The sequence below is a fragment of the Pseudoalteromonas sp. Of7M-16 genome (assembly GCF_022347805.1).
In the GTDB taxonomy this organism is placed as follows: Bacteria; Pseudomonadota; Gammaproteobacteria; order Enterobacterales; family Alteromonadaceae; genus Pseudoalteromonas; species Pseudoalteromonas luteoviolacea_F.
In genome coordinates, this window is sequence record NZ_JAKRFY010000010.1 from 37,195 (window position 1) to 61,645 (window position 24,451).

Annotated in this window: 21 protein-coding genes and 2 tRNA genes; 16 read left to right on the top strand and 7 right to left on the bottom strand. The window is 44.1% G+C overall.

What is annotated here, in order from left to right:
- Positions 1-384: an MAPEG family protein gene (locus MHN81_RS12200; RefSeq protein WP_023399043.1), complete on the bottom strand. Its 384-nt coding sequence runs from the start codon at positions 382-384 to the stop codon at positions 1-3.
- Positions 385-688: 304 nt separating this feature from the next.
- On the opposite strand from MHN81_RS12200, the gene MHN81_RS12205 reads away from it, so the two are divergent.
- Both MHN81_RS12205 and MHN81_RS12210 read left to right on the top strand, forming a co-directional pair.
- The gene (locus tag MHN81_RS12205) at positions 689-1,576 is read left to right on the top strand and encodes a DMT family transporter (RefSeq protein ID WP_023399042.1); all 888 of its coding nucleotides are present in this window, start codon (positions 689-691) and stop codon (positions 1,574-1,576) included.
- Positions 1,577-1,688: 112 nt separating this feature from the next.
- The gene (locus MHN81_RS12210; RefSeq protein ID WP_063383371.1) at positions 1,689-2,762 is read left to right on the top strand and encodes a GGDEF domain-containing protein; all 1,074 of its coding nucleotides are present in this window, start codon (positions 1,689-1,691) and stop codon (positions 2,760-2,762) included.
- 4 nt (positions 2,763-2,766) lie between these two features.
- Here MHN81_RS12210 and MHN81_RS12215 read toward each other — a convergent pair whose 3' ends face one another.
- Positions 2,767-5,067, bottom strand: a complete 2,301-nt coding sequence (locus MHN81_RS12215) for a penicillin acylase family protein (protein ID WP_239425823.1) — start codon at positions 5,065-5,067, stop codon at positions 2,767-2,769.
- A 229-nt stretch (positions 5,068-5,296) separates the two neighbouring features.
- On the opposite strand from MHN81_RS12215, the gene MHN81_RS12220 reads away from it, so the two are divergent.
- The 6 genes from MHN81_RS12220 (at position 5,297) to folX (ending at position 12,224) form a co-directional block, all read left to right on the top strand.
- The gene (locus tag MHN81_RS12220) at positions 5,297-8,626 is read left to right on the top strand and encodes an ATP-binding protein (protein WP_239425824.1); all 3,330 of its coding nucleotides are present in this window, start codon (positions 5,297-5,299) and stop codon (positions 8,624-8,626) included.
- Positions 8,627-8,725: 99 nt separating this feature from the next.
- Positions 8,726-9,343, top strand: a complete 618-nt coding sequence (locus MHN81_RS12225; protein WP_023399037.1) for a YceH family protein — start codon at positions 8,726-8,728, stop codon at positions 9,341-9,343.
- An 89-nt stretch (positions 9,344-9,432) separates the two neighbouring features.
- Positions 9,433-10,263, top strand: coding sequence for an ammonia-dependent NAD(+) synthetase (gene nadE, locus MHN81_RS12230; protein ID WP_239425825.1), 831 nt, complete (start codon positions 9,433-9,435; stop codon positions 10,261-10,263).
- A 245-nt stretch (positions 10,264-10,508) separates the two neighbouring features.
- Positions 10,509-11,216, top strand: coding sequence for a dihydromonapterin reductase (gene folM, locus MHN81_RS12235; RefSeq protein WP_023399035.1), 708 nt, complete (start codon positions 10,509-10,511; stop codon positions 11,214-11,216).
- Between the two features lie 55 nt (positions 11,217-11,271).
- The gene (folE, locus tag MHN81_RS12240) at positions 11,272-11,829 is read left to right on the top strand and encodes a GTP cyclohydrolase I FolE (RefSeq protein ID WP_023399034.1); all 558 of its coding nucleotides are present in this window, start codon (positions 11,272-11,274) and stop codon (positions 11,827-11,829) included.
- Between the two features lie 20 nt (positions 11,830-11,849).
- On the top strand, positions 11,850-12,224 hold the full coding sequence (gene folX / locus MHN81_RS12245; protein ID WP_036975970.1) for a dihydroneopterin triphosphate 2'-epimerase: 375 nt from the start codon (positions 11,850-11,852) through the stop codon (positions 12,222-12,224).
- 41 nt (positions 12,225-12,265) lie between these two features.
- On the opposite strand, the gene MHN81_RS12250 is transcribed toward folX, so the two are convergent.
- Positions 12,266-12,691, bottom strand: coding sequence for a YqaA family protein (locus tag MHN81_RS12250; RefSeq protein WP_239425826.1), 426 nt, complete (start codon positions 12,689-12,691; stop codon positions 12,266-12,268).
- 101 nt (positions 12,692-12,792) lie between these two features.
- On the opposite strand from MHN81_RS12250, the gene MHN81_RS12255 reads away from it, so the two are divergent.
- Both MHN81_RS12255 and MHN81_RS12260 read left to right on the top strand, forming a co-directional pair.
- Entirely contained in the window at positions 12,793-13,302 is a 510-nt protein-coding gene (locus MHN81_RS12255; RefSeq protein ID WP_023399031.1) for a TlpA family protein disulfide reductase, read from the top strand.
- Between the two features lie 26 nt (positions 13,303-13,328).
- Positions 13,329-13,760: a DUF2721 domain-containing protein gene (locus MHN81_RS12260; protein ID WP_036975968.1), complete on the top strand. Its 432-nt coding sequence runs from the start codon at positions 13,329-13,331 to the stop codon at positions 13,758-13,760.
- Between the two features lie 252 nt (positions 13,761-14,012).
- Here MHN81_RS12260 and MHN81_RS12265 read toward each other — a convergent pair whose 3' ends face one another.
- On the bottom strand, positions 14,013-18,071 hold the full coding sequence (locus MHN81_RS12265; RefSeq protein ID WP_023399029.1) for a S8 family serine peptidase: 4,059 nt from the start codon (positions 18,069-18,071) through the stop codon (positions 14,013-14,015).
- Positions 18,072-18,433: 362 nt separating this feature from the next.
- On the opposite strand from MHN81_RS12265, the gene MHN81_RS12270 reads away from it, so the two are divergent.
- Complete coding sequence (locus MHN81_RS12270; protein WP_023399028.1) at positions 18,434-18,883, top strand: cytochrome c; 450 nt, start codon at positions 18,434-18,436, stop codon at positions 18,881-18,883.
- Between the two features lie 60 nt (positions 18,884-18,943).
- Here MHN81_RS12270 and MHN81_RS12275 read toward each other — a convergent pair whose 3' ends face one another.
- Positions 18,944-19,126 (bottom strand): hypothetical protein, encoded by a 183-nt coding sequence (locus tag MHN81_RS12275; RefSeq protein ID WP_023399027.1) that lies wholly within the window; start codon positions 19,124-19,126, stop codon positions 18,944-18,946.
- A 353-nt stretch (positions 19,127-19,479) separates the two neighbouring features.
- Here MHN81_RS12275 and MHN81_RS12280 point away from each other — a divergent pair, with 353 nt between their 5' ends.
- A complete protein-coding gene (locus tag MHN81_RS12280) occupies positions 19,480-20,268 on the top strand; it encodes a DUF2884 family protein (RefSeq protein WP_023399026.1) in 789 nt (262 codons plus the stop codon).
- A gap of 35 nt (positions 20,269-20,303) precedes the next feature.
- Here MHN81_RS12280 and MHN81_RS12285 read toward each other — a convergent pair whose 3' ends face one another.
- A complete protein-coding gene (locus MHN81_RS12285) occupies positions 20,304-21,689 on the bottom strand; it encodes a PLP-dependent aminotransferase family protein (RefSeq protein ID WP_231105477.1) in 1,386 nt (461 codons plus the stop codon).
- 169 nt (positions 21,690-21,858) lie between these two features.
- On the opposite strand from MHN81_RS12285, the gene MHN81_RS12290 reads away from it, so the two are divergent.
- Positions 21,859-22,782, top strand: a complete 924-nt coding sequence (locus MHN81_RS12290; protein ID WP_239425827.1) for a DMT family transporter — start codon at positions 21,859-21,861, stop codon at positions 22,780-22,782.
- On the opposite strand, the gene MHN81_RS12295 is transcribed toward MHN81_RS12290, so the two are convergent.
- Entirely contained in the window at positions 22,760-23,632 is an 873-nt protein-coding gene (locus MHN81_RS12295; RefSeq protein ID WP_343224731.1) for a diacylglycerol kinase family protein, read from the bottom strand. The two genes, MHN81_RS12290 and MHN81_RS12295, sit on opposite strands and share 23 nt — an antisense overlap.
- A gap of 254 nt (positions 23,633-23,886) precedes the next feature.
- On the opposite strand from MHN81_RS12295, the gene MHN81_RS12300 reads away from it, so the two are divergent.
- From MHN81_RS12300 to MHN81_RS12310, 3 genes are all read left to right on the top strand, one after another.
- Complete coding sequence (locus tag MHN81_RS12300; RefSeq protein ID WP_023399022.1) at positions 23,887-24,036, top strand: hypothetical protein; 150 nt, start codon at positions 23,887-23,889, stop codon at positions 24,034-24,036.
- Between the two features lie 199 nt (positions 24,037-24,235).
- Positions 24,236-24,326, top strand: a tRNA-Ser gene (locus MHN81_RS12305).
- Positions 24,327-24,344: 18 nt separating this feature from the next.
- A tRNA-Ser gene (locus MHN81_RS12310) sits at positions 24,345-24,437 on the top strand.
- Positions 24,438-24,451 lie beyond the last annotated feature (14 nt).

The window sequence follows — 24,451 nt, forward strand, 5'->3', positions numbered from 1 at the left end:
TTACAGACTCATCGCAATCATACCTATGGGACAGGCAATGCCCACCAGCCAGCTCAATGAGCGCAACTTATCTAAATCACACCAATAAAATACACAATACAAGCACCTTGCCACAATATGAGTGACTGCCAGGCCTTGAATTAATGTGCCAGTCGTCCCAGTTGCGAGCACGATCGCAATCGCAAGACCAAATACAATAAGAGATTCAAAACAGTTGTAGTGCGCAGCAACAGCGCGGGCGCCAAGACCAGACAATTGGCTTTGTTGTGTTCTTGGCTGTTTATTGTCGTAGCCCCCCTCTTTACTTGCGGCAATGATAATGGGGACTTTTGCTAAATAGGGTAGTAGCACACCGATCAGTGCACACACAATAATGACACTCATAAACACTCCTTGATAATCACTTGGCCACTATTTAAGCGCAATTTATCAAGAAATGAAATCATTCCAACCAACAGAGAGTATTAGGAGAGCTGCAAAAAGAAATAAAGCCACCCAATCACATCTCAGTGGCTTTATGAGTAACATCGACGTCAGTATATGCATACAGGTTGCAAAGCGCACTGCGACAGATTGTCGCAGTGCTGTCTAGTCACAATTCGAAATAGCCAACATCACAAAAATTCATTATGAAACAAGACATAACAGTTGTATTTTAACAACGCAGTTTTAAACAAAGGAGCAGATCATGGGGTGGTTTTTATTTACTTGTCTCGCCGCATTTAGCCAAGCTTGGCGTAATGCGCTACAAAGTCACCTCAGCAAACATGCCAGCGTCAACGCCGTGACTCTGGCTAGATTTATTTTTGCCACACCCTTGGCTGGACTGTATTTATATTTACTTTACTACTTTAACCCGGCGCCAACGCCACAGTTCTCAAATACCTTATTAATCTACATCTTAGGTGCCAGCATCATGCAGATCATCGCGACGGCACTCATGGTGGTACTATTTAAACAAAAGAACTTTGCAACAGGTGCGGGCTTAGCAAAAAGTGAAGCCTTAGTGGCAGCGATACTCGGCATGCTATTTTTTGGCTCTGCTTTGACGTTTGTAGGCTGGATTGGCGTGCTAATCGGTGGAATTGCAGTGCTGCTACTGAGTGGATTTAGCTTTAAACAACTCAATTTTAAAACCGCAGCAATTGGTATTTTATGCGGCACCTGCTTTGCGTTGACGTCGCTGTGGGTGCGAGAAGCCGCACTGACCTTGGCTTTACCTTTTCCACACAGTGCTGGCTGGGTTTTACTCTCAGTGCTCAGTTGTCAAACACTGTTATTAAGCGGATATAGCTGGCTTACAGAACCTCAGATTTGGAAAACACTCAGAGCGCACCTCCCGTTGGTATTATTGATCAGCACCACCAGCTGTATTGGCTCTATCGGCTGGTTCAGTGCCATGAGTTTACAGCACGTCGCCTATGTTAAAACCTTAGGTCAAATCGAAGTGTTTTTTACTTTGTTAATCGCAACTTATTGGCTCAAATCACCGCCTAAAAAGCGTGATACGCTGGGACTCAGTTTAATTGCACTCGCAGCTGTTTTAGTAATGGCAGATGATATTATTGCACTGTGATACCATCAATTGCGCTGCATATTGCTCACCGCATCACTTATTCACCAGCAAGTTTTCAGCTTGTAATACTTCTCCTATACTGTAGTAACGGTGAAACACAAATGGAGTTGGGGTGGCAACACGTCAACATTACTTTAGTCAGCCAGATACTGTCGAACTGGTAAAAAACCGCTTGTTCAAACAGCTGGCTTATTACTGTTTGGCGCTTCATAGTCTGTTGCTGGTTTTTTTTTGGTACTGTGATATTTGGATATTAACCGCAGTTAATGTGGGCAGTGTGATTGCGTGGGCTGTAGGGATCAAGCTCTTGTACATGCACCAAACTCCCCTAGCCCTGCGACTGTTTTGCATCGAAGTCACTGTGCACTCCGTTTTCGTGTGCGCCACACTGGGCATGGATTATGGGTTTCAATATTATCTTTGGACCATTGCCAGCCTGATCTTGCTTGATTACCAACTCAAATTAAAATTTGCGTCAGCATTGGCTCTGCTATTAATAATTACGTTTGCCATGCTCTTTGAACTGTTCAACAAAGTACAAAACACCTTCTTATTCAGTGAGTTTGCACCTTATATTCACTTTATCAATGTGCTTATTTGTGCACTTCCCAGTATTTATACCATTGGCCACATTAGAGAGGTTTCGTTTTCAAACCGCTATCAACTTGCTCAGATGGCCGCCATCGACCCGCTGACTAATCTGTTTAACCGCCGCTACGCAAAAGAACTGATCAACAATGCGCAAGAGAACAGTATTGAAACATCACAGCAATTATCCGTCATCATGGCCGATATTGATCATTTTAAAACCATCAATGATAAATATGGTCATGAAATAGGCGATGAGGTTCTTATTGAAGTTGCATCAAAAATACAGCAACACACATTACACTCAGACATTGCGGTGCGGTGGGGGGGAGAAGAGTTTTTACTGGTGTTCGTCAACTGTGATTTAGCCACAACGCAAGCGCGTATCGAAAGCTTGCGTCGTGACATTGCAACCCACTCATTTAATGATCAACGTCTGCCAGTCACCATGAGCTTTGGCGTTGCTCAGTGGCACCCCGCTTTGCCGTTTCGAGTTGCTGTAAAGCTCGCTGATGATGCTTTATATATGAGTAAGGCTCGAGGGCGAAACCGCACCACCAGCGCCCATTCAGATGCGGTCCAGCACTCCCTACAATAACTTTTTACTGAGCCGAAAACTCAATAGTGTGCTGTATGCTTCCAGGTAACAAAGGTGTCAATTGACCTTCAGCATAAGCGCTAAAGCCTTTGCGATAATACGGTGACAGCGGATGACCACTTTGCCCCCCAGCGACCGTCATCACTGCATTTTCCAAATGTCCCGGCTGAGCGATAAAGCGCTGAGATGCACCAAAACTTTTTCCTTGAACTGCCGGCATATAGCTATCGCCAAACCCGGGGACAGCGGGCATATCTAAAAAGCGGCTTAAAAATGGCATTTGCTGACTAAATGGGTGCTGTACGGTCAAAGTATTCACCTCGCCCCATGTCCAATTAGCCATACCGGCGCCAAATTTTGTTTGCAACCTAGCATGAGTACGTAAATATGCCGCCTCTAACAAGTGCTGCCAATCTTGATGTCCCGCCAACCAAGTTTTGGGCTGAGTTTGGATCAATTGCCACAAAGCTGGCTCAAAGTAACGCGCTAAATGTGCCAGTGTTTCATCTTGACCTTGCAGATACTGTTCAACGGGGCTAAAAACAATATCAATCACACTCTTTCTAAAAAACTTCACTAGCGTATAACCAACTGAATCCGTGCACGCGCAAGCTTGCCAATTAGCCAAATAGGCAAGTGCCTGTTTGTAATTTTGCTCTTTGCCTGATGCACTTGTGAGTGTATCAACCAGCAAGTCATGCCATGGCATTAAAAAGCGCGCTTCATTATCTAGTTGTAGTGTATTGAAGTCTGTTTCGGAAAATCGTTCAGCCGCTAATAATCGGTCGCGAATTTGGACTGCACGCGCACCCAGCGCGTAACCTCCATCGCCAAAGCGACGATGATCTATGGCCGACATCACTCGTGAATTGGCTGTCCACAGCTTGCCATTGTCAGGGTTGATCACGTGTGGACGAACCGCCTCATTCGCTTTCCAAAGCAATGACTCTGCACGCACGGACGAAACTGCCAAATCACTTGGAAAGACCCTAGATGGCAAAGCGCCTATCGGCTGCCAAGCCGCATTACCCTGTTTATCAACTACCATGAGGTTTTGGACTGGGATCCCGACATCACTTGCTACTTTGAGTGCTTGTTCTACTGATACCACTTGCTCCAACTGTAATAAGTTCAGGTTTACGGCGTAAGGTTGATGCGCAACCCATTGCAGCGCGTAGCGTTTACCATTGAACTGCTTAACTGGCCCAAATTGACTCATAGAGAGAGCGTAAGTCCGCACCTCACCGTTTGGCAGTTTGATCTCTTCAAGTACCGTTTGCTCCTCATCTTGCTCCGATAGCACAATCCAATCTGCTGTATCCAAATACCCATTGGTAAAACCCCATGCAATATGTTCATTGCTACCAACCACAATGGCAGGCACACCTGGTAAACTGACACCCGTAACCGTCACAGGCTGAGCTGAATCAGTGTGGTAGTTTATTTGAGCACGATACCAAATGGACGGCACATTGAGGCCAAGATGCATATCGTCTGATACCATCGCAGCCCCTGTTTCTGTCAAGCTCCCAGTCACAGCCCAATTATTGCTGCCATAGAGAGGGGTTTCTTCAATTTTTGTCACATTTCTCGCAACCTCAACTGGCTGTGTCAATGCAGGGATCGGCACTGTCGCTGTGGACAATTGGCTGTCATCAAGTGCCGCTTGGAATTTACTTGGCTGAAGGATAAAGTCGACCATAGGTTGGCCAAACTGCTCAGCAATATGGATCAGTGTTTTATCTCTTCTGAACGTAGCTGTCTGCAAGTCCAGATACATACTGAAAATAACTAACAAGGAATCCGCAGGACGCCAATCTTGGGCTTGAGCGCCAAGCAATAAATATTCGAAGTTTGACATGCCCGATTGCAATCGACCATCATTGACGCCTTGAGCGTATACATGCAATAAGGTTTGCTCTGCAGCGCTCAAGGTTGCAAAAATCTCTTCACTGCGTTTTCTGAACTGATGAAACCGAAGGGATTTATCAAGTGAGACAGCCCCTTCACCAAAAAGCTCACTCAATTCACCAGCGGCATTTCGGCGCAGCAAGTCCATCTGGAAGAAACGATCCTGGCCATGCGCATAACCCATCGTATATGCAGCATCTTGACGATTTTGTGCATGTATCACCGCCTGCCCTAAAGCATCCCGGCTCAGCTTACTGTTTGCTTGTAAATTGCTGCTTTGAGTGTGGCCATCCAAAGCAGGTAAACTCAGTGAGAGTACCCCATATATTGCTGCCGTAAGCGTCAATATGCCTATAACCAAGACCGAAGCACCTACCCTAAACCATTTCAACATATACTTTCCTTTCTACAAATAAGCGGGTGATACGCACCGTTGCAACCTACCCTATTCGCCAACACAGTTATAGCAATTCATTTCACCACGTTCAAAGACACTTTTGATGCTTTAAATTTACGACGCTTTTTTTGCAATTTATTTAAGCTTGGTTTAAACAAGGTTTGATTTGGCGACTTTTAGGCAAGACAACTATAGTTAAATAATTCATGGAACCGACAGAAAAAACATGCAAACTGAGAATGTTGTGCCGCCAAGGAAAGCAATATTATCCAAACTTGGAGTGTTAATGCTGCTGACGGTGATCATCGCCACAGGTTGGTATGTTGATCGTGTTAACCATAAGCACCTCATAGAAGTACAAAAAAACCGCACTTATGAACAAGTCAATGTCTACCGCACCCGTATAGAGGGGCAGCTTGCAGCTAATATTCAATTAGTGCGAGGGCTTGCTATTGCACTTGCCAATGAAGATCAGCTCAGCCAACAAAAATTTGCAAATATAGCGTCCCCTTTATTTGAGTCGGATGACATACTGCGCAATTTAGGCGCTGCGCCGGATATGATCCTACAGTTTGTCTACCCTCTGGAGGGCAATGAAAAAGCGCTCGGGTTAAACTACCGCACCCACCCCACCCAACGAGTTGAAGCGCTAAAGGCTCAGGAAACCAGAGAAATCGTATTAGCAGGTCCCCTCCAGCTCGTCCAAGGCGGAGAAGCATTAATAGCACGGGTGCCCGTTTTTAAATCCGAGGATCAGTTTTGGGGGCTACTCTCAGTGGTCATTGATATGCAAAAGTTGTATCAAAGTGCCCGACTAAACGAACTGGAAGACAACTACCAAATAGCCATTCGCGGGCAACACGCGCGTGGAGAGCAGGGAGCCTATTTTTATGGCTCAAGTGATATTCAACATCTCAATCCTTTATCCTTTGAGATAAATGTGCCTTCGGGCTCTTGGCTGCTCTACGCTGCGCCTAGATTTGGTTGGTCAGGTGAGGACTCTGCACTGTGGCCGTTTAGGCTGGCACTACTCACTATCGTGATAATATTTGTTGTCGCTTTTATCTTTTTTACGCGCTTGCTAAAACAGCTTGAAGATCAAGCCAACTCCTTAACCAGTATGGGGTCTTTAGCTGAAGTAGGAGCGTGGTCAGTTGAATTGAGCAACCATCACATCAACTGGTCCACTGTGACCAAGCAAATTTTTAATGTACCAACACATTACCACCCCTCGTGGATGGGCAGTACAGAGTTTTTTAAGGAGGGTGCACAGCGCAAGAAATTTCAAGATGCCATGAGCACAGCGATAAAAAGGGGTCAGGGTTTCCAAGGTGAATTTTTAGTAGTCCCTAAAGATAAACCTCCTTGCTGGGTACTTATCAAAGCACAAACTAAAACGTCGGGCCGCAAAACGCTCGAAGTATATGGTTCAATTCAAAATATTCATCAGCGTAAAACCATGGAAGTTGAGCATGAAAAAGTCGCCAAAAACAACGAGCTTTTAGCCCAACTTAGCACCCATGAAGTGATACTCAACAACCATTTAGACAGAGCGCAAGAACTGTGTATCGACACAACCTGCCAAGGTGTCAACGCATCCCGAGCAAGTATCTGGCTATTTAGTGAGGAGCAAACTCATCTCTACCCGGTGTGTTTTAGTAATACGAAAAAAGACAGCTTACAGCACTACCCACCATGGCGAAAAACCTCTCAGGCGGCACTGTTTAGTGCTCTGGCCGATAAAAATATTATCGAAGCCTGGGCGGCAAAAAGCCACCCCGTAACCCGAGTGATCAATGAGCAATACCTCTCACCATTTGAAATAGATGCAATTGTGTTTGTGCCGATATTTTTTAAAGACACGCTATATGGCACTTTAACTGCGGAATTTAATACTGCACACCCACAATGGACCCAAAGTGACAAACGCTTTTTAAAAGCCATCGCCGCCATGCTGGCAAGCCTCTTTAGTAGCCAACAACAACAAAAAGCACAGCACAAAGCCATCATGGAAAAAGAGCTGGCGGAACAATCGGCCAAAGTCAAAGCATCCTTTTTAGCCAGCATGAGCCATGAAATTCGTACCCCAATGAACGGTATACTCGGTATGCTCAATATCTTGAGCGGTTCAACCTTAAATGACGGGCAAAGACGCCATTTATCCTTGGCCCAGAGCTCCGCGGAATCTTTGCTGACGATCATCAACGACATTCTCGATTTTTCAAAAATCGAAGCCGGAAAAATGTCAATTGATACAGTGCAATGTGACTTAATTCAGATTATCAGTGACTGCTTTTCAGCCTTTGCCCCTAAAGCCATCGAGCAGCATACCGAGCTGTTTCTCGACAGCCGTAATATGCAATATCAATTTGCTAAAACTGATCCACACAGGTTGAAGCAAGTACTGAACAACTTGATCAGTAATGCCATCAAATTCACTGAAAATGGTAAGATCACCCTAACTTGTTATACAGAACAAAGTAACCAAAACACGCGATTATGGTGCAGTATTGAAGACACAGGCATTGGTATCAGCAAAGCGCAACTAGACAAAATCTTTGACTCATTTACACAGGCAGATCCCTCAACCACTCGCAAATTTGGCGGCACAGGGCTAGGTCTAACCATCGCCAAACAGCTGTGCGAACTCCTTGGCGGGGCACTGCATGCCTATAGTAAACTCAGTATTGGCAGCACCTTTACTTTTTATATTGAACTGCAAGATGCGCAGCCCATAAAAGCGCTAGATAGCACCAGTGACTACCTACTTATAATAGATCAGCACGCTCAAACTGAACTGAGTGCACGGCATATGCTCAATGCATGGCGAGTTCCCACAGAGCATTTTTTAACCATTCCAGATGCGCTGGAATTTTGTGAATCACAGTGTAACTCTCACCCCGCGCTTATCGTCACTGCCACGGTATTAAGTCACAGTACAGAACTGGTTTCACAGGCCTTGTTTACGTTTATAAAAAAACATCAACTTAACTACGCTATTTTATGCCACACGCCTGAAGAATTAGCAGCACTGCCGCATGCCCACGACTGTAATACCATACTTGCTCCACTTACACCCGCCAATGCGCTGACACTGGTGCAAAAAAAGCATACTGCCAAATCAGAGAACCAGGGGGTGCAGCTCAATTGCTCTGTTTTATTGGTCGAAGATAACAAAATCAACCAAACTGTGGCACTTAGCTTACTGGCAAAAATAGGCATTGAAGCACAGTGCGCAACCAATGGTCGCCTTGCAATTGAGCACTTACAAAGCCTAGAGCAACCTTATGACGTGATCTTGATGGACTGCCAAATGCCAGAAATGGACGGCTACACAGCCACTCAAGAAATACGTCATGGAAAATGCGGCAAGCAGCACCAAGACACGATAATTATCGCGCTCACGGCAAATGCCATGGAAGGTGATGAAGAAAAATGCCTAGCAGCGGGTATGGACGCTTACCTAAGCAAGCCAATCAATTTTGATTTGTTGACAAAATCACTACAAGAATGGACTGGCTCAACTAGGAAAATATCTTTAAATAGCATAGAGTAAAGCAAATTGCTGACACCCATATTCCGATTTGGCTCCTTGTCACAAAGCCAACAAGCGGTTTGCAAATTTCATTTACGATACTACTTGAAAAGGGAAACTATGAAGCTCACTATGATCGAACAACGCTTGATTGGTTGTTTGCTAGAAAAAGAAACCACCACACCAGATCAATATCCACTGTCTGTAAATGCACTGACCAATGCCTGCAACCAAAAGTCAAATAGAGAGCCCGTACTAGCGCTCACAGAAGCTGAGGTTTTAGATGGCCTGTCACAACTAAAGTCTCAGCGTTTAGTTATGTGTGATGAAGCTTTGTCAGGTCGTGTTTCTAAATACACTCACCGCTTTTGTAATACCGAGTTTAGTAGCCTGCAATTAAATGAGCAGCAGCGAGCGATTGTGTGCTTGTTACTTTTACGCGGTCCACAAACACCTGGTGAATTACGCACTCGCAGTGGCCGTCTTGCCGAATTTGCCAATGTAGCCGAAGTCGAAGAGGCGCTTAATCAATTACAACAGCAAGAACTAGTGGTAAAACAAGAAAGAGAGCCTGGTAAGCGAGAAAGTCGCTATCAGCACCTATTTGGCGATGTACCAGCTCCAGCAGACACTCCCATTGCATCCATTGATGAACCAAGCGAGCTCAATTCGCTGTTAGAAGAAATCAATCAATTAAAAGCTGAGTTAAAAGCAATCAAACAGCATTTGGGGCTTTAAGTTGTCTGAGGCAAAAAACATCGTTGCCCCAAGACTTACGGATCTATTACACTGTTTGTGAAGATTATTAAGAGGCCTGAGGATATTCAATGCGCGAAGCTATAATTGCCGAAATGAAAGTTAAACCTTCTATTAATGTAACCGAAGAGATCACTCGTCGAGTGCAGTTTATCAAACAGCGTTTGCTTTCCGCACACTGCACCAGCCTTGTCCTTGGGATCAGCGGTGGAGTAGATTCTTCCACCTGCGGCCGTCTTTGCCAGCTAGCAGTAGATGAATTGAACCAAGAACAACAAGATAAATCTTATCAATTTATCGCTATGCGTCTTCCCTATGGTGTGCAGGCAGATGAAGACGAGGCACAAATGGCGATGGATTTCATCAAGCCAAGTAAACGCCTTACCGTCAATATTAAACCTGCCGCCGATGCGATGCATGAGCAGGCTATTCAAGCCATGAATGAAGCAAATTTGACACTCCCAACACAAACTCAAATTGATTTTGTCAAAGGTAATGTAAAAGCTAGGCAGCGCATGGTTGCTCAGTATGAAATTGCAGGGCTTAGCGCAGGTTTAGTTGTTGGTACGGACCATAGCGCAGAAAACATCACCGGATTTTACACCAAGTTCGGCGATGGCGCCTGTGATCTGGCTCCATTATTTGGCCTGTCTAAACGTCAAGTGCGCTCACTGGCTGCACATTTAGGCGCACCCGCACAGCTTGTTGAAAAAGTGCCAACGGCTGATCTTGAATGCGATCGCCCCGGCTTGGCCGACGAAGCTGCGCTGGGCTTAAGTTACGAGAATATTGATGACTTTTTAGAGGGCAAACCAGTTTCACTCGAAGTAGAAGAAAAACTGATTGCGATTTATCAGCGCACCCAGCACAAGCGACAGCCTATTCCCACAGTTTATGACTAAACCCTAGCCGATTAAATCCGATGGGTGCGCTTAGCACCCTATTCTATTTTTAGACAAGCCACCACGGCTTAACAAAATAGTTACATATTTGTGTACAGCCAACAAAAACTCATGCTAAGTTAGTGATCATAAAGGTAACTTATCTCGTATTATCTATTATGTGTATCAGCTGGTGACTCTTGATTCACTTCAATCTCAAACTTGAATTTGAATGTACCACAAGATACTAATTTTAAAGGAAACCAATGGACGCCCCTATTTTAATCACAGGTGGAGCACAGCGTATTGGGCTCGCACTTGCTCGGCACTTCATCGCAGCTAATGTACCGCTCATTGTCACCTATCGAACCCGTCACGACTCGGTTGACGAGCTAGCCGAACAAGGTGTGAAGTGTATACAAGTTGACTTTAATGAACCAAACGCCATCGATACACTTGTTCGCCAAGTCAGTGATTATACGCCAGCGCTGCGTGCCATAGTGCACAATGCATCGAGTTGGGATTGTGAAAAACTCAATCCAAATCACGATGCCCTGTTTGATAATATGATGCGCATACACGCTAAAGTACCCTACTTGCTCAATATGGCGCTGGCCCCGCTACTACAAGCATCACAAGATGTTAGCGACATAATTCATATTACGGATTATGTCGCTGAGAAAGGCAGTCCCAAACACATTGCATACGCTGCCAGCAAAGCCGCATTGGACAATTTAAGTCGCTCTTTTGCAGCTAAATATGCACCTGATATTAAAGTCAATTCAGTGTCGCCATCACTCATTATTTTTAATGAGCAGGACGATGAAGCTTATAAAGCCAAAACCCTCAAAAAGTCACTTATGGGCATAGAACCGGGTTGCAAAGAAGTCATTGCAAGTATTGAGCTCTTGCTCAACAGCAACTATATAACAGGTAGAACACTCGCCGTTGATGGTGGCAGGCATTTAAAGTAAGTTTGGGTTTGATGCATTGATTTAAACCCAAGCACAATTTTTGTGAGTTATTATTATGCATGAAGAATTAAAAAACAGTTACACAGAGATCATTAACGCCGTTGGTGAGGACGCAGACAGAGAAGGGTTATTAGACACACCTAAGCGTGCGGCCAAAGCGATGGAGTACTTAACTCAAGGATATCGACAAACTTTAGATGAGATAACCAATAATGCGGTGTTTTCATCCGATGCTGACGATATGGTATTGATCCAAGATATCGAATTGTACTCAATGTGTGAACATCATCTGCTCCCTTTTGTCGGCCGTTGCCACATTGCTTACATTCCCAATGGCAAAGTGTTAGGCTTATCTAAATTTGCTCGAATTGTCGACATGTATGCACGCCGCTTTCAAATTCAGGAACAGTTGACTCATCAAATTGCCAAAGCTGTTGAAGAAGTGACTGGTGCACGAGGTGTTGGTGTGATTGTCGAAGCAAAACACATGTGCATGATGATGCGTGGCGTAGAAAAGCAAAACTCGAAAATGCGCACCTCAGTCATGTTAGGTAACTTCAGAGAGGATGCAAAAACTCGCAATGAGTTTTTACAACTCGTCAAACACGACTAAATTGCAAGGACATGCCAATGATGCATAATGCGATTATCAATATAACTAACCTGAGATTACGAACCTTCATCGGGTTCAATGACGAAGAGCGCGAAAAAAAACAAGACGTAGTTATCAATATCGAGATCCACTACCCCGCTGACACTGAATGTGTTCAGCTAGACGAAGTTGATCATGCGCTTAATTATAAAACCATTACCAAATCGGTGATCAAGCTGGTTGAGACTGGACACTTTTTGCTGCTAGAAAAATTAGTGGCAGATATATTATCGGAGTGTCACCAGCACCCGGATGTTTCTTTTGCCCGTGTGCGAGTTGATAAACCCCATGCGCTACGCTTTGCAGATTCTGTTTCTTTAACACTTGAGTGGCGCAAGGCGCAAAACATAGATTAAAAACCCATATGCTCCAGATGACTGGAGCATTGCCAACAAGCTCAAAACAACCCCATAGCCAACGCTATCACCAAAGCATAGCGAAGCCCTTTTCCAATACTCACCAACAATAAGAATGCACTAAATCTAATTTTAAATACCCCAGCTATCAGCGTCAGTGGATCACCGACAACTGGCAACCACGCAAACAAGAGGCTAAATGTGCCATAGCGTTGAAAATGCGCTTGTGCCCTCGCCATGCTGCTCTGCGATACGGGAAACCAGCGGCGATGGCTAAGCCGCTCAACTTGTGTGCCAAGGTAATAATTCACACAACTTCCGAGCACGTTACCTATGGTTGCGCTGCACCACAGCAAAAATACATGACCTGATTGCTTAACAACCATACCTGTAAGCAGTAACTCCGACGCCGCAGGTAACAGCGTCGCTGCAATAAATGCGCTGAAAAAAAGACTCAGATAAACCATAGTAAAAAGATAAAATGTGTTGGAAATACAGCAATCACAAAGCTTGCTATGTGATTAAAAATACGCGTAAATAGGACCAGCCTACCATAAGGAAATCAACAATGATAAAAAGTCAGCTCACAATCAGTTTTCTCACCGCCGCATGTTTAGCAATAAGCGCCTGTGGCACCACTGAATCGACTACACCCAACGCGGACTATGAAACCTATATTAGTCAAGGCGACATATTTAAACATCTGACATTTAAAGACATCAATGGTCAACCAGTCGATTTGGCCAATACACAGGGCAAAAAGCTAGTCATCTTTTTCGCTACTTGGTGTTCAGACTCACAACGTATGTTTAACGAACTCAACGCTTCTCCTTTAGTCACCGATCGCAACCTCACCATTGTCGCAATTGGCCGAGAAGAGACCTCAGAGTCACTTGCACAATTCGCTGCTGACTATAATGTCTCTTTTCCCCTCATCACAGATGAACAGCGCACTGTGTACAGCCAATATGCCAATAAAGGGGTACCTCGACTGATCCTACTTGATGAAAACAACCGCGTCGTTAACACTTTAATTGGTGAAACAGAAAATATTATTGAGCAGGTAAAGTGGAACTAAATTCAGACGTTGTCAGTATCTTAACCATGGCCAAAGTGATCCAAACCGCTGTGGCCCCAGTTTTTCTATTAACAGGGATCGCCGCATTTTTGGGTGTTTTATCTAATCGATTAGCGCGTATTACAGACCGAGCACGTTTACTTGATAGAAAGCTCAATGCCAATCAAGATGACACCCTACATTTTACGCTCACCCAAGAAATGCGCGCTTTGCTAAAGCGCTCTCGCTGCATTCACATCGCTTTTAGCATGAGCGTTCTTAGCGCACTCATGGTGTGTGCAGTGGTCGTGCTACTGTTTATTTCCCACCTCTATACGTGGTCACTTGGGATCACAGTTTCAAGCTGTTTCATTGCTGCCATGCTGCTTTTAATTGGGGCTTTTATAGCGTTACTCGCTGAGGTCATGTTGGCAACACGTAGTATGCGACGCGGTATGATTTTTAAAGATATTGGATAAGCGCTCAATTAAGCCCTACCCATATTTGCTGGCGGGTTTATATACTTGTATAAGCTCCTCCCACGCTAAACGAACTCATTTATAACCCCCTTTATTATACTGAAGGTGTTGCTGGCCCTCCATTCCATCTACCTTGGGGGAACTGCCCATGAGTTTCTAATCCCAACGTTAATCGGACATAAAAAAACACCGGCTCAAAGCCGGTGTTTATTATGTTTGATTAATTATCAGGCTCAGCTGATATCAATCATATTACTTTTGCTTACGGCGACGTAGTGCAGCAAATGGTGCAGCTAGTAGTGTCAACCAAGCTAGTGAACCTGAATCGTCATCGTCGTCACCGTTGTCTTCTTTCACGTCAATCAAGCGAACTTCAACACGAACGTCGTCAGAGTATTTACCTGCCGCATCTTTCGCTGTTACGTCGAAGCTGAACTGACGGTCGAATTCGAAGTCTAGGTTACCAGCAACAATCAGCTGACCCTGCTCGTTAATCGTAATTAACGTAGTACCCGCTACCATGAACTCAACAACATCGTTGTCGAAATCAGAGAACGTTAGCTGACCAATTACAGTACCAACTGGGCTGTTTTCTTCGATGTTGAAGCTCTGACCTTCTTCGATCATTGGCTTACCTTCGTATTCGTCTTCTTCAACATTGAATACGACAGTTACCGCTTCAGACTCAAGACCGTCTGCATCAACAGCTGTTACAGTTACTTCGAAAGACTCACCTTGGTCAAAGTCAATTTCGCCAGTAACAGTGATGTTACCTTCAGCGTCAATTGCAATTGCATCAGAACCTTCAACTTTGAATGAAGAAACATTGTCATCTTGGTCCATGAACTCAAGCATGCCAACTTCAGTACCTAGGTCTGCGTTTTCTTGAACGTCAAACTCTTGGCCTTCAGCAACATATGGTGCTTTCTCTGAATCTTCGTCAACTGCGTTTAACACGTCAACAATGATATTTGTAGGCTCTGACTTGAAGCCTTTTTCATCGTGAGCAACAACAGTTAGTTCAACTGACATTACGCCTGCATCGTAATCTAGAGGCTCACCATCAGCAACAACAACTGAACCGTCTTTGTGTACTGTGATACCTGAATGTGAGCGAGCAACAAGCTCGAATTCAGAGATCTTAGCAGCACCGTCTTGTTCAACTACTTCTAGTTGACCAATTACGTGGCCTACCTCTGCATCTTCAGATACTTCTAAGTCTGCATCAGCAATCATAGGAGCCACTACCGCTGGTAACATATCAGCTGTGATATTCGCTAAGATTTGGTCGTCTGACGCTAGTGTGAATGGCTTGTAGCTATCAACAAACGCAGATGCGCCCGGAGCTAGAGATTCAACAGCGTTACCATCTGCATCAACTAGAGAAGCTGGCGCAGTTTCGAATGTAGTGTGACCTGTTAAAGAGTCTGTTACTTCGAAGATACCTGACTGGTAGTTACCGATACCCGCTTGCGCTTCGATCATGATCTTGTCGCCAAGGTTAGACGTATCTAAACCAATTAGGCTAGAACAACCAGAGAAGGTAATTGTGTTAGTACCACCTTCGTGGAACATTGCTGACAAGAATCTCCACTGATCTTCACCATCGATAATTGGACCACTCAATGTACGAGCACGACCGATAACGGCTGCACTACGACCTACATCGTTGTAGTTCTGTAAGAAGAAGTCAGGCACACCATCGTAGTTTACATCTAGTGTCATACGGTAACCCGCTTGACGGTGCATTGTTAGCTCATCACGTAGTGCCATTGACGCTGTGAAGATTGCACCTGAGTCACATGACTCGCTGCCGTATACGTTGAATGACGTGCTTAGGATATTGAACTGCTTGTCTTCTGCAGATGCTTCTTCACCTACAGCAACCAACTGATCTGTTACAACGTTAAAGGTTGTGAAGCCGTTGTTTGTTACTTGAACGCGCTTATCGCCTTCTTCAAGAACAGATACTTCAACACCTTCATTTGCACGTGGTAGTACATGGTAAACCATGTGGATGTCATGATCGCCGTCTAGCGCTTGGTCATCAAAAATTAGTGCACCGTCTAGCTCAGAAAGAGTCAACGCAGCCGCACGTGCAGTTAGGTCATTTGCACCTTGTGGGTTAGGTAGGCTCCATGCAGGTAGTTTGCTTGGGTCAATTGTTAACTCAACTTGGAAAGAAGCAGTTTCACCAGCAGCAACTGTAATTGACGCAGGGAACTTCCAGCTTGTTGCGCCTAGATCTGTATCACTTGTGTAGCGATCTTCAGTGCGTAGGTTATATGTTTTCTCTTCTGTGTGGAAGTTCTTAACATATACAGTCTTAGTATACGTCGTTGTTTCTTCTAAGACGTCAAAACCGAATGAAAGTGCAGCTTGAATTGTGTCGTAGTCATCATGGTGTACCCATGCAACTGTTTGTGAATCAACCGCTTTCTTAACATCAACAAGACCGGCACCGATTAAACTGATTGGCGCTAGCTCTGTCTCTGCATTTAGTGATTTTGGCTCCATGAATACATTTAGGTTTGCAGTATTCATTAGTACCGCTTTCACTTGTGCAGCACTTAGTTCTGGACGCGCTTCACGTACTAGTGCAACAGCACCTGCAGTGATTGGACCTGAGAAAGAAGTACCAGTTGCACCAGCTAACTGGTCAAGTGTACCTGTCGCAGCAACCTGGATGTTAACACCTGGTGCTGTGATTTCTGGCTTAAGTAGGCCATCCATTGAAGGACCACGAGAAGAGAAGTCAGCAACACTGTCAATTGCAACGTGTGATTCAATACCAAAGTTAAACGTTGGCTGATTACCAGCAGCCAATACTGCTTTAATTGCAGTACCTGTATCTAGTGAAACAGAAATAGTCGGTACAGTTACAGCGTCGCTTGAACCACCAAGACCTGGCGCACCGCCTTCAACATTGTTAGCAATGATAACGTATTTTGCACCTTTAGCTTGCGCATTTAGTGCTTTGTCAACGAATGCACACGCACCACGGTCAATTAGTACCGCTTTGCCAGTGAAGTCCATGCCTTCAAATGGATTTAACACTTCACCTTCGTTATCTGGATCAGGGATGTTACAACCATTTTGATTTGCTTCAGGGTAAACAAGTTCTGTATCTGCGTTTGTGAATGAGAACGGGTCTTGTGGACCAAAGCTCGCAGTACCAACATCAATACGGTCGCCATTTAAAGTACCAACTGCGAATAGATCAGGTAGTACTGGGTGACCCATTGCACCTACAGATAGCGCGTTAGGTGTTGTGCTTGGACCGCCGATACGGAATGGGTGGTTACCATCGTTACCCGCTGAGATAACAACGTTCGTACCCATTTTAACTGCTTGGTGGATTAGGAATTGCGTACCGTCTTCACGATCAGTAGAACCGAACTCACCACCTAGTGACATATTGATTACATCAACGCGGTCGCTGATATCACCGTCACCATTTGGATCCATTGCTGCTTCTAGTGCGCCTAGCTGAGCTGCAAATGGACAACCGCCACCACACACTGAGTAAACGTAAAGTTCAACATCTGGAGCAATACCCGTTACAGAGTGTGATACAGATGTACCATGAGATGTTGGTGCGTCATCTTCAGTTGGGTTTGCAGGATCGTTTTCAATCGGGTCCGCATCGTTACGCATAAAGTCGTAACCGCCAACAACTTGACCTTGTGGCCATGTTACCGCTGCTGGATCTGCCTGTGCTGCGTCATATGCTTCTTGTGTACCAGCGCCGCCAAATACTTTGTGCGTGTAGTCAATACCTGTATCTAGTACAGCAACTTTTTGGCCAGTACCAGTGAAACCTGCAGTATTAATAGGTGCAGCTTGGATGTAATTGTTTGCATCAGCAACATGTAGCTCATAGTCATATAAAGGTAAGATGCGCGCTACATTGTTATTCTTTTTGATCTTTTCTAGTGCTTCATCAGACGCTTCAACAATCAGAGTTGATGCTAATAGTTTAGTAGAACCAACAACTTTGATATCTGCATTTAGGCTTGCTAAATCACGCTTAACTGTTGTTTGTAACGTCTCTACAGATGCAACCGTTTGACGTGCATCACTTACTGAGTAATTACCACGCTCCATTAGGTTTGCAGCAGTTTCTTGTTTTAAAACTACTAAGAAAGCCTCAGCTCTATTTTCTTGCTTTGCAGATAGCTCTACTTTTGCTACTTCTGTGTTAAGTGAACGAGTGTTGGTCTCTAATGTCGCAGCACTTACTGATGCTGCTGAAAGAGCACCTGAGACAGCCATAGCTACCGCTGTCGCTTTAAATGAATACTTGGCCATAGTTTCCCCTAGGACTTGTTGTTTAATTTGGTGTTTATTTATATTTAGAGAGTAGAATCATTCATCAATATAATGTGACTACATGGTTAATTGCAATAATGGAAATACAATTAAGTTACATTTTTTGAACTTTAATTTTATTCAACAACGTAAACCTTTGTTTTAATAAGAAAAAACACAATGTGAAGAAAAGTAAACAGATATAAATTAAATTTACTGTAAATGAGCTGCCTATTTGGACCCATAAAGTAAACAGTTTGTTTTCACTTTAAGACGCTTGCGCTACCGTTGACCTCAGAATCTTGCCAAATCCTATTGAAACCCTTAAAAAGGGATAGAATTATTTATTTAAGGGGCAACTTATGAAAAAGTTATTGACACTAGTAACCTTGCTGGCGGGTTTCAGTATGCAAAGTCAAGCCAGCACACTGTTCAAAGAAAAAGAGGATGCCATTGAGTACCGCAAAGCAGCGTTTCAATTAATTCGCTATCAGATTGGTGATATGGGCGACATGCTTAAAGGTAAAGTGCCGTTTGATGCAGAACGTTTCAAACAACGTGCCCACAATGCAGCCCAACTTTCTAATATGCCATGGGAAGCATTTATCACGGGTACTGATAAAGGCGACACCAGCGCTTTACCAGAAATATGGAGCGACAGAGCAACATTCGATAAAAAAGCTGCGGACTTCGCCAAGTATGCGCAAGCGCTCGCTACAGCCTCAGAATCTGGAGACAAAAAGGTGATTGCCAAAGCATTTGGCAAGTGGGCGCAGGGCTGTAAAGATTGTCACAAATCATTTAAAGATTAATCGCCAAAATACAGCACATTTAAAGAGAGCATGACCGTCGCTCTCTTTCATGCTGTGAGACTACTCATCAAAAAAGTCAAATTCATCATCTCCTAAATGTCGTCGCAATCGCTTTTGCTCTAAGTACTCGTCTAGTTTTTTTCTGACTTTTTGCCGCTGCTTATTAACATCTTTTTCATTCAGTGTGCCAAACTCTTCTTGATATTCGTCATCCAATGGATCATAGGAATATGTTTTACCCATGATAAGCTCCTATTTAACCTTTAGAGATCAACTTTCAATACACGGATATAGCTGTTTACTGCTGTATGCATAAGTGGGGTGGGCGATAAAGACCTCCCCACACACATTACGACTTATAAAGTATTTAGCTCGAAATAAGCCGCTTGGACAGTGAATGATTTTTATCGTGACGATTAACAAAACAAATCAAACCAAATTATGAGTAAAATGGCCAAATTATAGTTGAAAGGTTATTTTTATCCTGACCTCCTATCTCGATAAAAACCGTATGCAATTGAAAAATATGGACTTTAAAAATTGGCATCATACTTGGAATACACAAAGTGTCATCAACAAAAAATAAGAGCCAAGCCATGAAAACCACTTTAATTACACTTGCAATTTTATCGTCTTCCTCTGTCTATGCGCATAGCGATCACAACTTTTCCATCTCCAGTGATAACTGCCAGTTAGAGTTCAAAAATGATGTCAGAATCACACCTGAAGAGATCTCAATAACACAAGCTAATAACCAAAATATGATGATCGCAGCAGATGGTACCTTGTCTGTTAATGGGCAAATAATCACAGTGACACCGCAGCAACGCCAAGCTCTCTCTTTTTATGCAGAAACATTGCGGGCTGAATTACCAAAAGTCGCCGAAGTCGCGACACAAGCGGTCGATCTGGCAGAAGTTGCTCTAAATGAAGTTGCCACAACATTCAATTTAAACAGCTTTGATGACCTATCAGAGATCCTCGATGAACTAAATGTGGAAGTACAAAATACCTTTTACCAAGAGGGTACTTTTGTCATGGGTGAGCAAACCATGGCTGAATTTGGCGAGCATTTCGAGCAGCAATTTGAATCCCGTGTTGAAAGCGCAGTGAAAAGTGCCATGTTTGAGTCAATTGGCACACTGCTCATTTCACTGGGTTCAGAAATGAAAAACGCGGATGGTGACATCAATGCCTTTGAGCAACGTATGGAACAATTAGGTAGTAATTTTGAACGTCGGATCAATGCGCAAGCAGAACAACTTGAAGCAAGTGCAGACTCACTATGTGATCAGTTTGCACAGATAGCCCAGCAAGAGGCCCATCTAGCACAATCAATGCCGACGCTGTCTGGGTATGCTTTGATGCACACTACATCCCACTAAGTAAGAAAACATTCCAACCAATGAGTGGACGCTGTTTAAGGTCCCCTCTTCTTGTCACTCAGTACTTGTACCAGCTCTCCCAATCGCTTTAAACTCGCTTCATGTTTGTCCTGCCATGGCAGTCCATAACTCAGTCGTATACAATTTTGAAACCGCTCCGACGCACTAAACAGCTGTCCGGGCGTCAAACTGATCCCCTGAGCCATTGCCATATTGAACAATGTACCACCATCAATACTTGCATCCAGCTCTAACCAGACTACACAACCGCCTCGCGGATCACTGATCCGTGTCTCAATTGGAAAGGCACTGCGAATACAGGCCAGCATTTTTTGTTTGTTTTCCTGTAGCCGCAGTCGCAACTTTTTGAGATGGCGATCATAAGCGCCCGATGCCAAATACTCTGCCAATACCCATTGATTGATCAGTGATGAAGAGCAGCTCAGCGCCCGTTTATATCGACGCGCTCTGGCAGCATGTCCCGGTGCCAACATCCACCCAACTCGATAGCTCGGCGCCGCTGTTTTAGAAAATGAGTCACAGGTGATCACTTGCCCAGGTTGGGCATAATACTGAGCAGGTTTGCCACGGTATTTGGTAAAATACAAATCGCCATATACATCATCCTCGATAAGCGTGACGTTATTTTCTACCAACATTTGTAGCAAACTTTGACGGCGACTATCCGGCATGAAACTGCCAATCGGATTGTTAATACTGGTAGAGCACACACATGCTTTTACATCGTGTTTGGTCAGCGCATGTGCTAAGTCTTCAAGCCATAAGCCATCATCAGGACAAACTGGAATTTCAATTGCTTGTAGTCCAAGGTTTTCAATTAGTTCTATGATGCCAAAATAGCCAGGAGACTCAATCGCTACGACGTCTCCGGGCTGCGTCACGCACTGCAACGCAATCGCCAGTGCTTCTTGGGCACCATTGGTGATGACAATATCATCGGCGACTACAGATAACCCCATATGCAAATAACGCTGTACTATCTGCTGCTTTAACTTCAACAGCCCATCCATAGCGCCATACTGCAACAGTTGCTCACCTGCTTGTTTTAAGGCACTGCGCATCATTTTTGCCAATATAGCTTCATCCCCCATCGCAGTCACTGGGTTAGCAATGCCAAATTTCGCCTCGTGTGGCGCGTGTATCCCTTCATATACCTGTTCAATTAAAGACTGCTTGTTGACCTGAGTTGGGTTGATGGGCAACTTGCAGCGCCTTGGTAAAGTATTTTGCTCACCATCAAATAAAAAGTAGCCGGATTTTTCTTTCGAATAGATTCTCCCTTGCCCTTCAAGGTGATAGTAGGCTTGTTTAACTGTCGGGATACTAACTGACAGCTGTTGCGCAAGTTTTCGCAACGAAGGAAGTTTATCTCCTGGTTTGAGCACCTGCTGAGAGATCATGTCATTGATCACATCAATGACCTGCTGATAAAGGAATTGACTGCTTTGCACGCGATGACTCCACATCAATCTGTATAGGTTAAAAATGACTTTTTCTGTATCTATTATACACAGATTATCCGAGTAAACTGCTCCTTGTCGCAATAATCCAATTATACAAGGACCAACGATGAGAAATTGGCTGTTATATATCATTACCGTTCTTATTTGGGGCTCAACTTGGCTGGCCATTGAGTTCCAGCTCGGTCAAGTCAACGAAGTTGTATCACTCTTTTATCGCTTTGCTATTTCTGCACTCTGTATGTGGGGCTTTGTTGTTTGGCGACAGCTTCCCATGCAGTTTAAGCTCATTGATCACGGTTTTTTCATACTTTTGGCCATAGGTAACTTTGGACTCAATTACCTGCTACTTTACTGGGCACAAGGTAGTTTATCTTCAGCGATGGCATCTATCGCTTTCTCCTTTATGCTGATCTTAAACATGATCAATACTCGCCTATTTTTTGCCAAGCCAATTGCCTTTAAAAGCTATATTGGCGCGGCTTTGGGTGTAGCTGGGATCGTCAGTTTGTTTTGGCACGAATTAGGGACGGCTGATTTATCTTCTAATACCTTGGTTGGTCTGGCATTGGCACTGGCGGGAACCTTTGTCGCATCTTTGGGAAATATGGTCAGTATCCGCAACTCAGATCGCGCCATTGGTGTTTTAGAGGGCAACGCTTGGGGCATGTTGTACAGCAGTGTGTTGCTCGGGGCATATATTGCCTTCAGCCCACTGTCATTTGTGGCACAAGCCGATACCAGTTACTGGCTCTCTCTGCTTTACCTCTCTGTTTTTGGCACTGTGATCGCCTTTGCATGTTACTTTTCTCTACTAAAAAATATTGGTCCAGAGCGCGCCAGCTATATCATCGTATTATTCCCGATTGTAGCAGTAGTGCTCAGCACACTTTTTGAAGGCTTTACTTGGCAGCTCAATACTTTTATTGGCTTTGGCCTTATTTGCGCAGGCAATTTACTGGTACTTGCCCCCAAGAAGCTACTCAACAAGTACAGCTCTGTGTTGCAAACTAAACAGGCCCATCCAAACTAGGCACCTTCAATCGCAACGACGCCGCATTGCACTTAACCAACGCGGGCGTTGTTGCGATTAAATCCCCATCGGCTTCAACACAAATGTTTGAAGAAGTTATCTTGAAATTGCTCCCACTTTGCACCTTTACCCACGATAATTTGGTGTGTAAGCCAAATAACATCAATGCAAAACTCAGCAAACGTTTGTGCCAAGCAATATTCGGAATAGTAACCATCTGTAGCTGGCCATCGCCCACCTCAGCCAATGGCGCCGGTGTTAATCCCGCAGCAAAATGACGACCATTGGCAAATAGACTCATTAAGACGCGCTGCTCAATACCGTCGACATTAACAGTGACACCCTTGTAAAAAAATAACTTAGCTATCCCTGCAAATGTATAACTAAGCGCGCCAAAACGCTTTTTTCCTGCCATCGCGGATACCACTTCAGCGCTAAAGCCGACACCCGCCATGTTGATAAAATAGCGTCGGTCTACTTGACCTACATCTACATTGCACGTGGAATCAGCAAAAACGGCAGCGCGCCACTGCCTGATTGAATAGCCAAATTGTCGAGCGAAATCATTGCCCGTACCGCAAGGTAATAAAGCCACACTCTTGTTTGTATCAACCAAAGCGCTTTCGTTTACACATAATAAAGCGTTGATGGCTAAGTTTAACGTGCCATCACCACCTAAAACTGTCACTTGATTTTGCTGTTTTATTAAACACTTTAGCTGTGCTAAATCGCGCTCAAAACAGCCACATGTTGCATACCATTGCAATTTGATTTGACGCTCAAGAGCGTTTTTTTCTAACCACTCCTTATGCGCCAGCATTTTTTTTCCACCCTGCGGGTTATACACCACTAACAAAAGATAAATCCCTAAATATTTTTATCTGAATAACTATTCAACCGTTCAATTATAAATCACAAAACACAACAAAAGCACCAACAAACCATTGAATAAATATTCATTAGTTCATATAAACAGCACAACAATACAACCACTCATTAGTTTTTCTAATGCTTCACAGGCAATTTTTATCGTTTTAATTTTAATCATCCCGAATGCAAAATAACCAAGTAAATTAACCGACAGTCAATTATTTGGAGTACGATATGCTTAATTCAGCTGCTGCGTGCAGCAACACGCAAACCACCCATGAACCAATCCGCGCTATTGCACAAAAACCACAAATTCAGTGGATGGCTTGGTTAAGTACAATCGGGCGATCACTGAACCTTAGTGCTGTGGTAATGCATAAGTAAATCTGTACTCTTGTACACTTGATGGCCAATTCAGTGCGGCCATCAACTGTTTTTCCCGTCTACATTTTAAACACACCCTATCAAAAAGTATAAATTTCAGGCAAACAATTCAATAACTTCGCTTTTTTGACTATTTTTTCAGCAAACGATTAAAAAACTATTTACAGCACCCAATTCGATAAGTATTATCTGTGCCCATGGAGAGATGGCTGAGTGGTTGAAAGCACCGGTCTTGAAAACCGGCATACGTTAATAGCGTATCTAGGGTTCAAATCCCTATCTCTCCGCCATTTTTAAAGTTTTGCGCCGGAGAGGTGGCCGAGTGGCTGAAGGCGCTCCCCTGCTAAGGGAGTATAGGGTTTGTAGCCCTATCGAGGGTTCGAATCCCTCCCCCTCCGCCATTATCTTGTAAAGA

Bases quoted from the DNA above. Each gene is read 5' to 3' on its own strand.
- folX (WP_036975970.1), top strand. From the start codon at position 11,850: ATGCATAATGCGATTATCAATATAACTAACCTGAGATTACGAACCTTC.
- folM (WP_023399035.1), top strand. From the start codon at position 10,509: ATGGACGCCCCTATTTTAATCACAGGTGGAGCACAGCGTATTGGGCTC.
- MHN81_RS12255 (WP_023399031.1), top strand. From the start codon at position 12,793: ATGATAAAAAGTCAGCTCACAATCAGTTTTCTCACCGCCGCATGTTTA.
- MHN81_RS12250 (WP_239425826.1), bottom strand. From the start codon at position 12,691: ATGGTTTATCTGAGTCTTTTTTTCAGCGCATTTATTGCAGCGACGCTG.
- MHN81_RS12285 (WP_231105477.1), bottom strand. From the start codon at position 21,689: ATGATCTCTCAGCAGGTGCTCAAACCAGGAGATAAACTTCCTTCGTTG.
- MHN81_RS12270 (WP_023399028.1), top strand. From the start codon at position 18,434: ATGAAAAAGTTATTGACACTAGTAACCTTGCTGGCGGGTTTCAGTATG.
- nadE (WP_239425825.1), top strand. From the start codon at position 9,433: ATGCGCGAAGCTATAATTGCCGAAATGAAAGTTAAACCTTCTATTAAT.
- MHN81_RS12265 (WP_023399029.1), bottom strand. From the start codon at position 18,071: ATGGCCAAGTATTCATTTAAAGCGACAGCGGTAGCTATGGCTGTCTCA.
- MHN81_RS12200 (WP_023399043.1), bottom strand. From the start codon at position 384: ATGAGTGTCATTATTGTGTGTGCACTGATCGGTGTGCTACTACCCTAT.
- MHN81_RS12205 (WP_023399042.1), top strand. From the start codon at position 689: ATGGGGTGGTTTTTATTTACTTGTCTCGCCGCATTTAGCCAAGCTTGG.
- MHN81_RS12300 (WP_023399022.1), top strand. From the start codon at position 23,887: ATGCTTAATTCAGCTGCTGCGTGCAGCAACACGCAAACCACCCATGAA.
- MHN81_RS12225 (WP_023399037.1), top strand. From the start codon at position 8,726: ATGAAGCTCACTATGATCGAACAACGCTTGATTGGTTGTTTGCTAGAA.
- MHN81_RS12260 (WP_036975968.1), top strand. From the start codon at position 13,329: ATGGCCAAAGTGATCCAAACCGCTGTGGCCCCAGTTTTTCTATTAACA.
- MHN81_RS12290 (WP_239425827.1), top strand. From the start codon at position 21,859: ATGAGAAATTGGCTGTTATATATCATTACCGTTCTTATTTGGGGCTCA.
- MHN81_RS12280 (WP_023399026.1), top strand. From the start codon at position 19,480: ATGAAAACCACTTTAATTACACTTGCAATTTTATCGTCTTCCTCTGTC.
- MHN81_RS12215 (WP_239425823.1), bottom strand. From the start codon at position 5,067: ATGTTGAAATGGTTTAGGGTAGGTGCTTCGGTCTTGGTTATAGGCATA.
- folE (WP_023399034.1), top strand. From the start codon at position 11,272: ATGCATGAAGAATTAAAAAACAGTTACACAGAGATCATTAACGCCGTT.
- MHN81_RS12275 (WP_023399027.1), bottom strand. From the start codon at position 19,126: ATGGGTAAAACATATTCCTATGATCCATTGGATGACGAATATCAAGAA.
- MHN81_RS12220 (WP_239425824.1), top strand. From the start codon at position 5,297: ATGCAAACTGAGAATGTTGTGCCGCCAAGGAAAGCAATATTATCCAAA.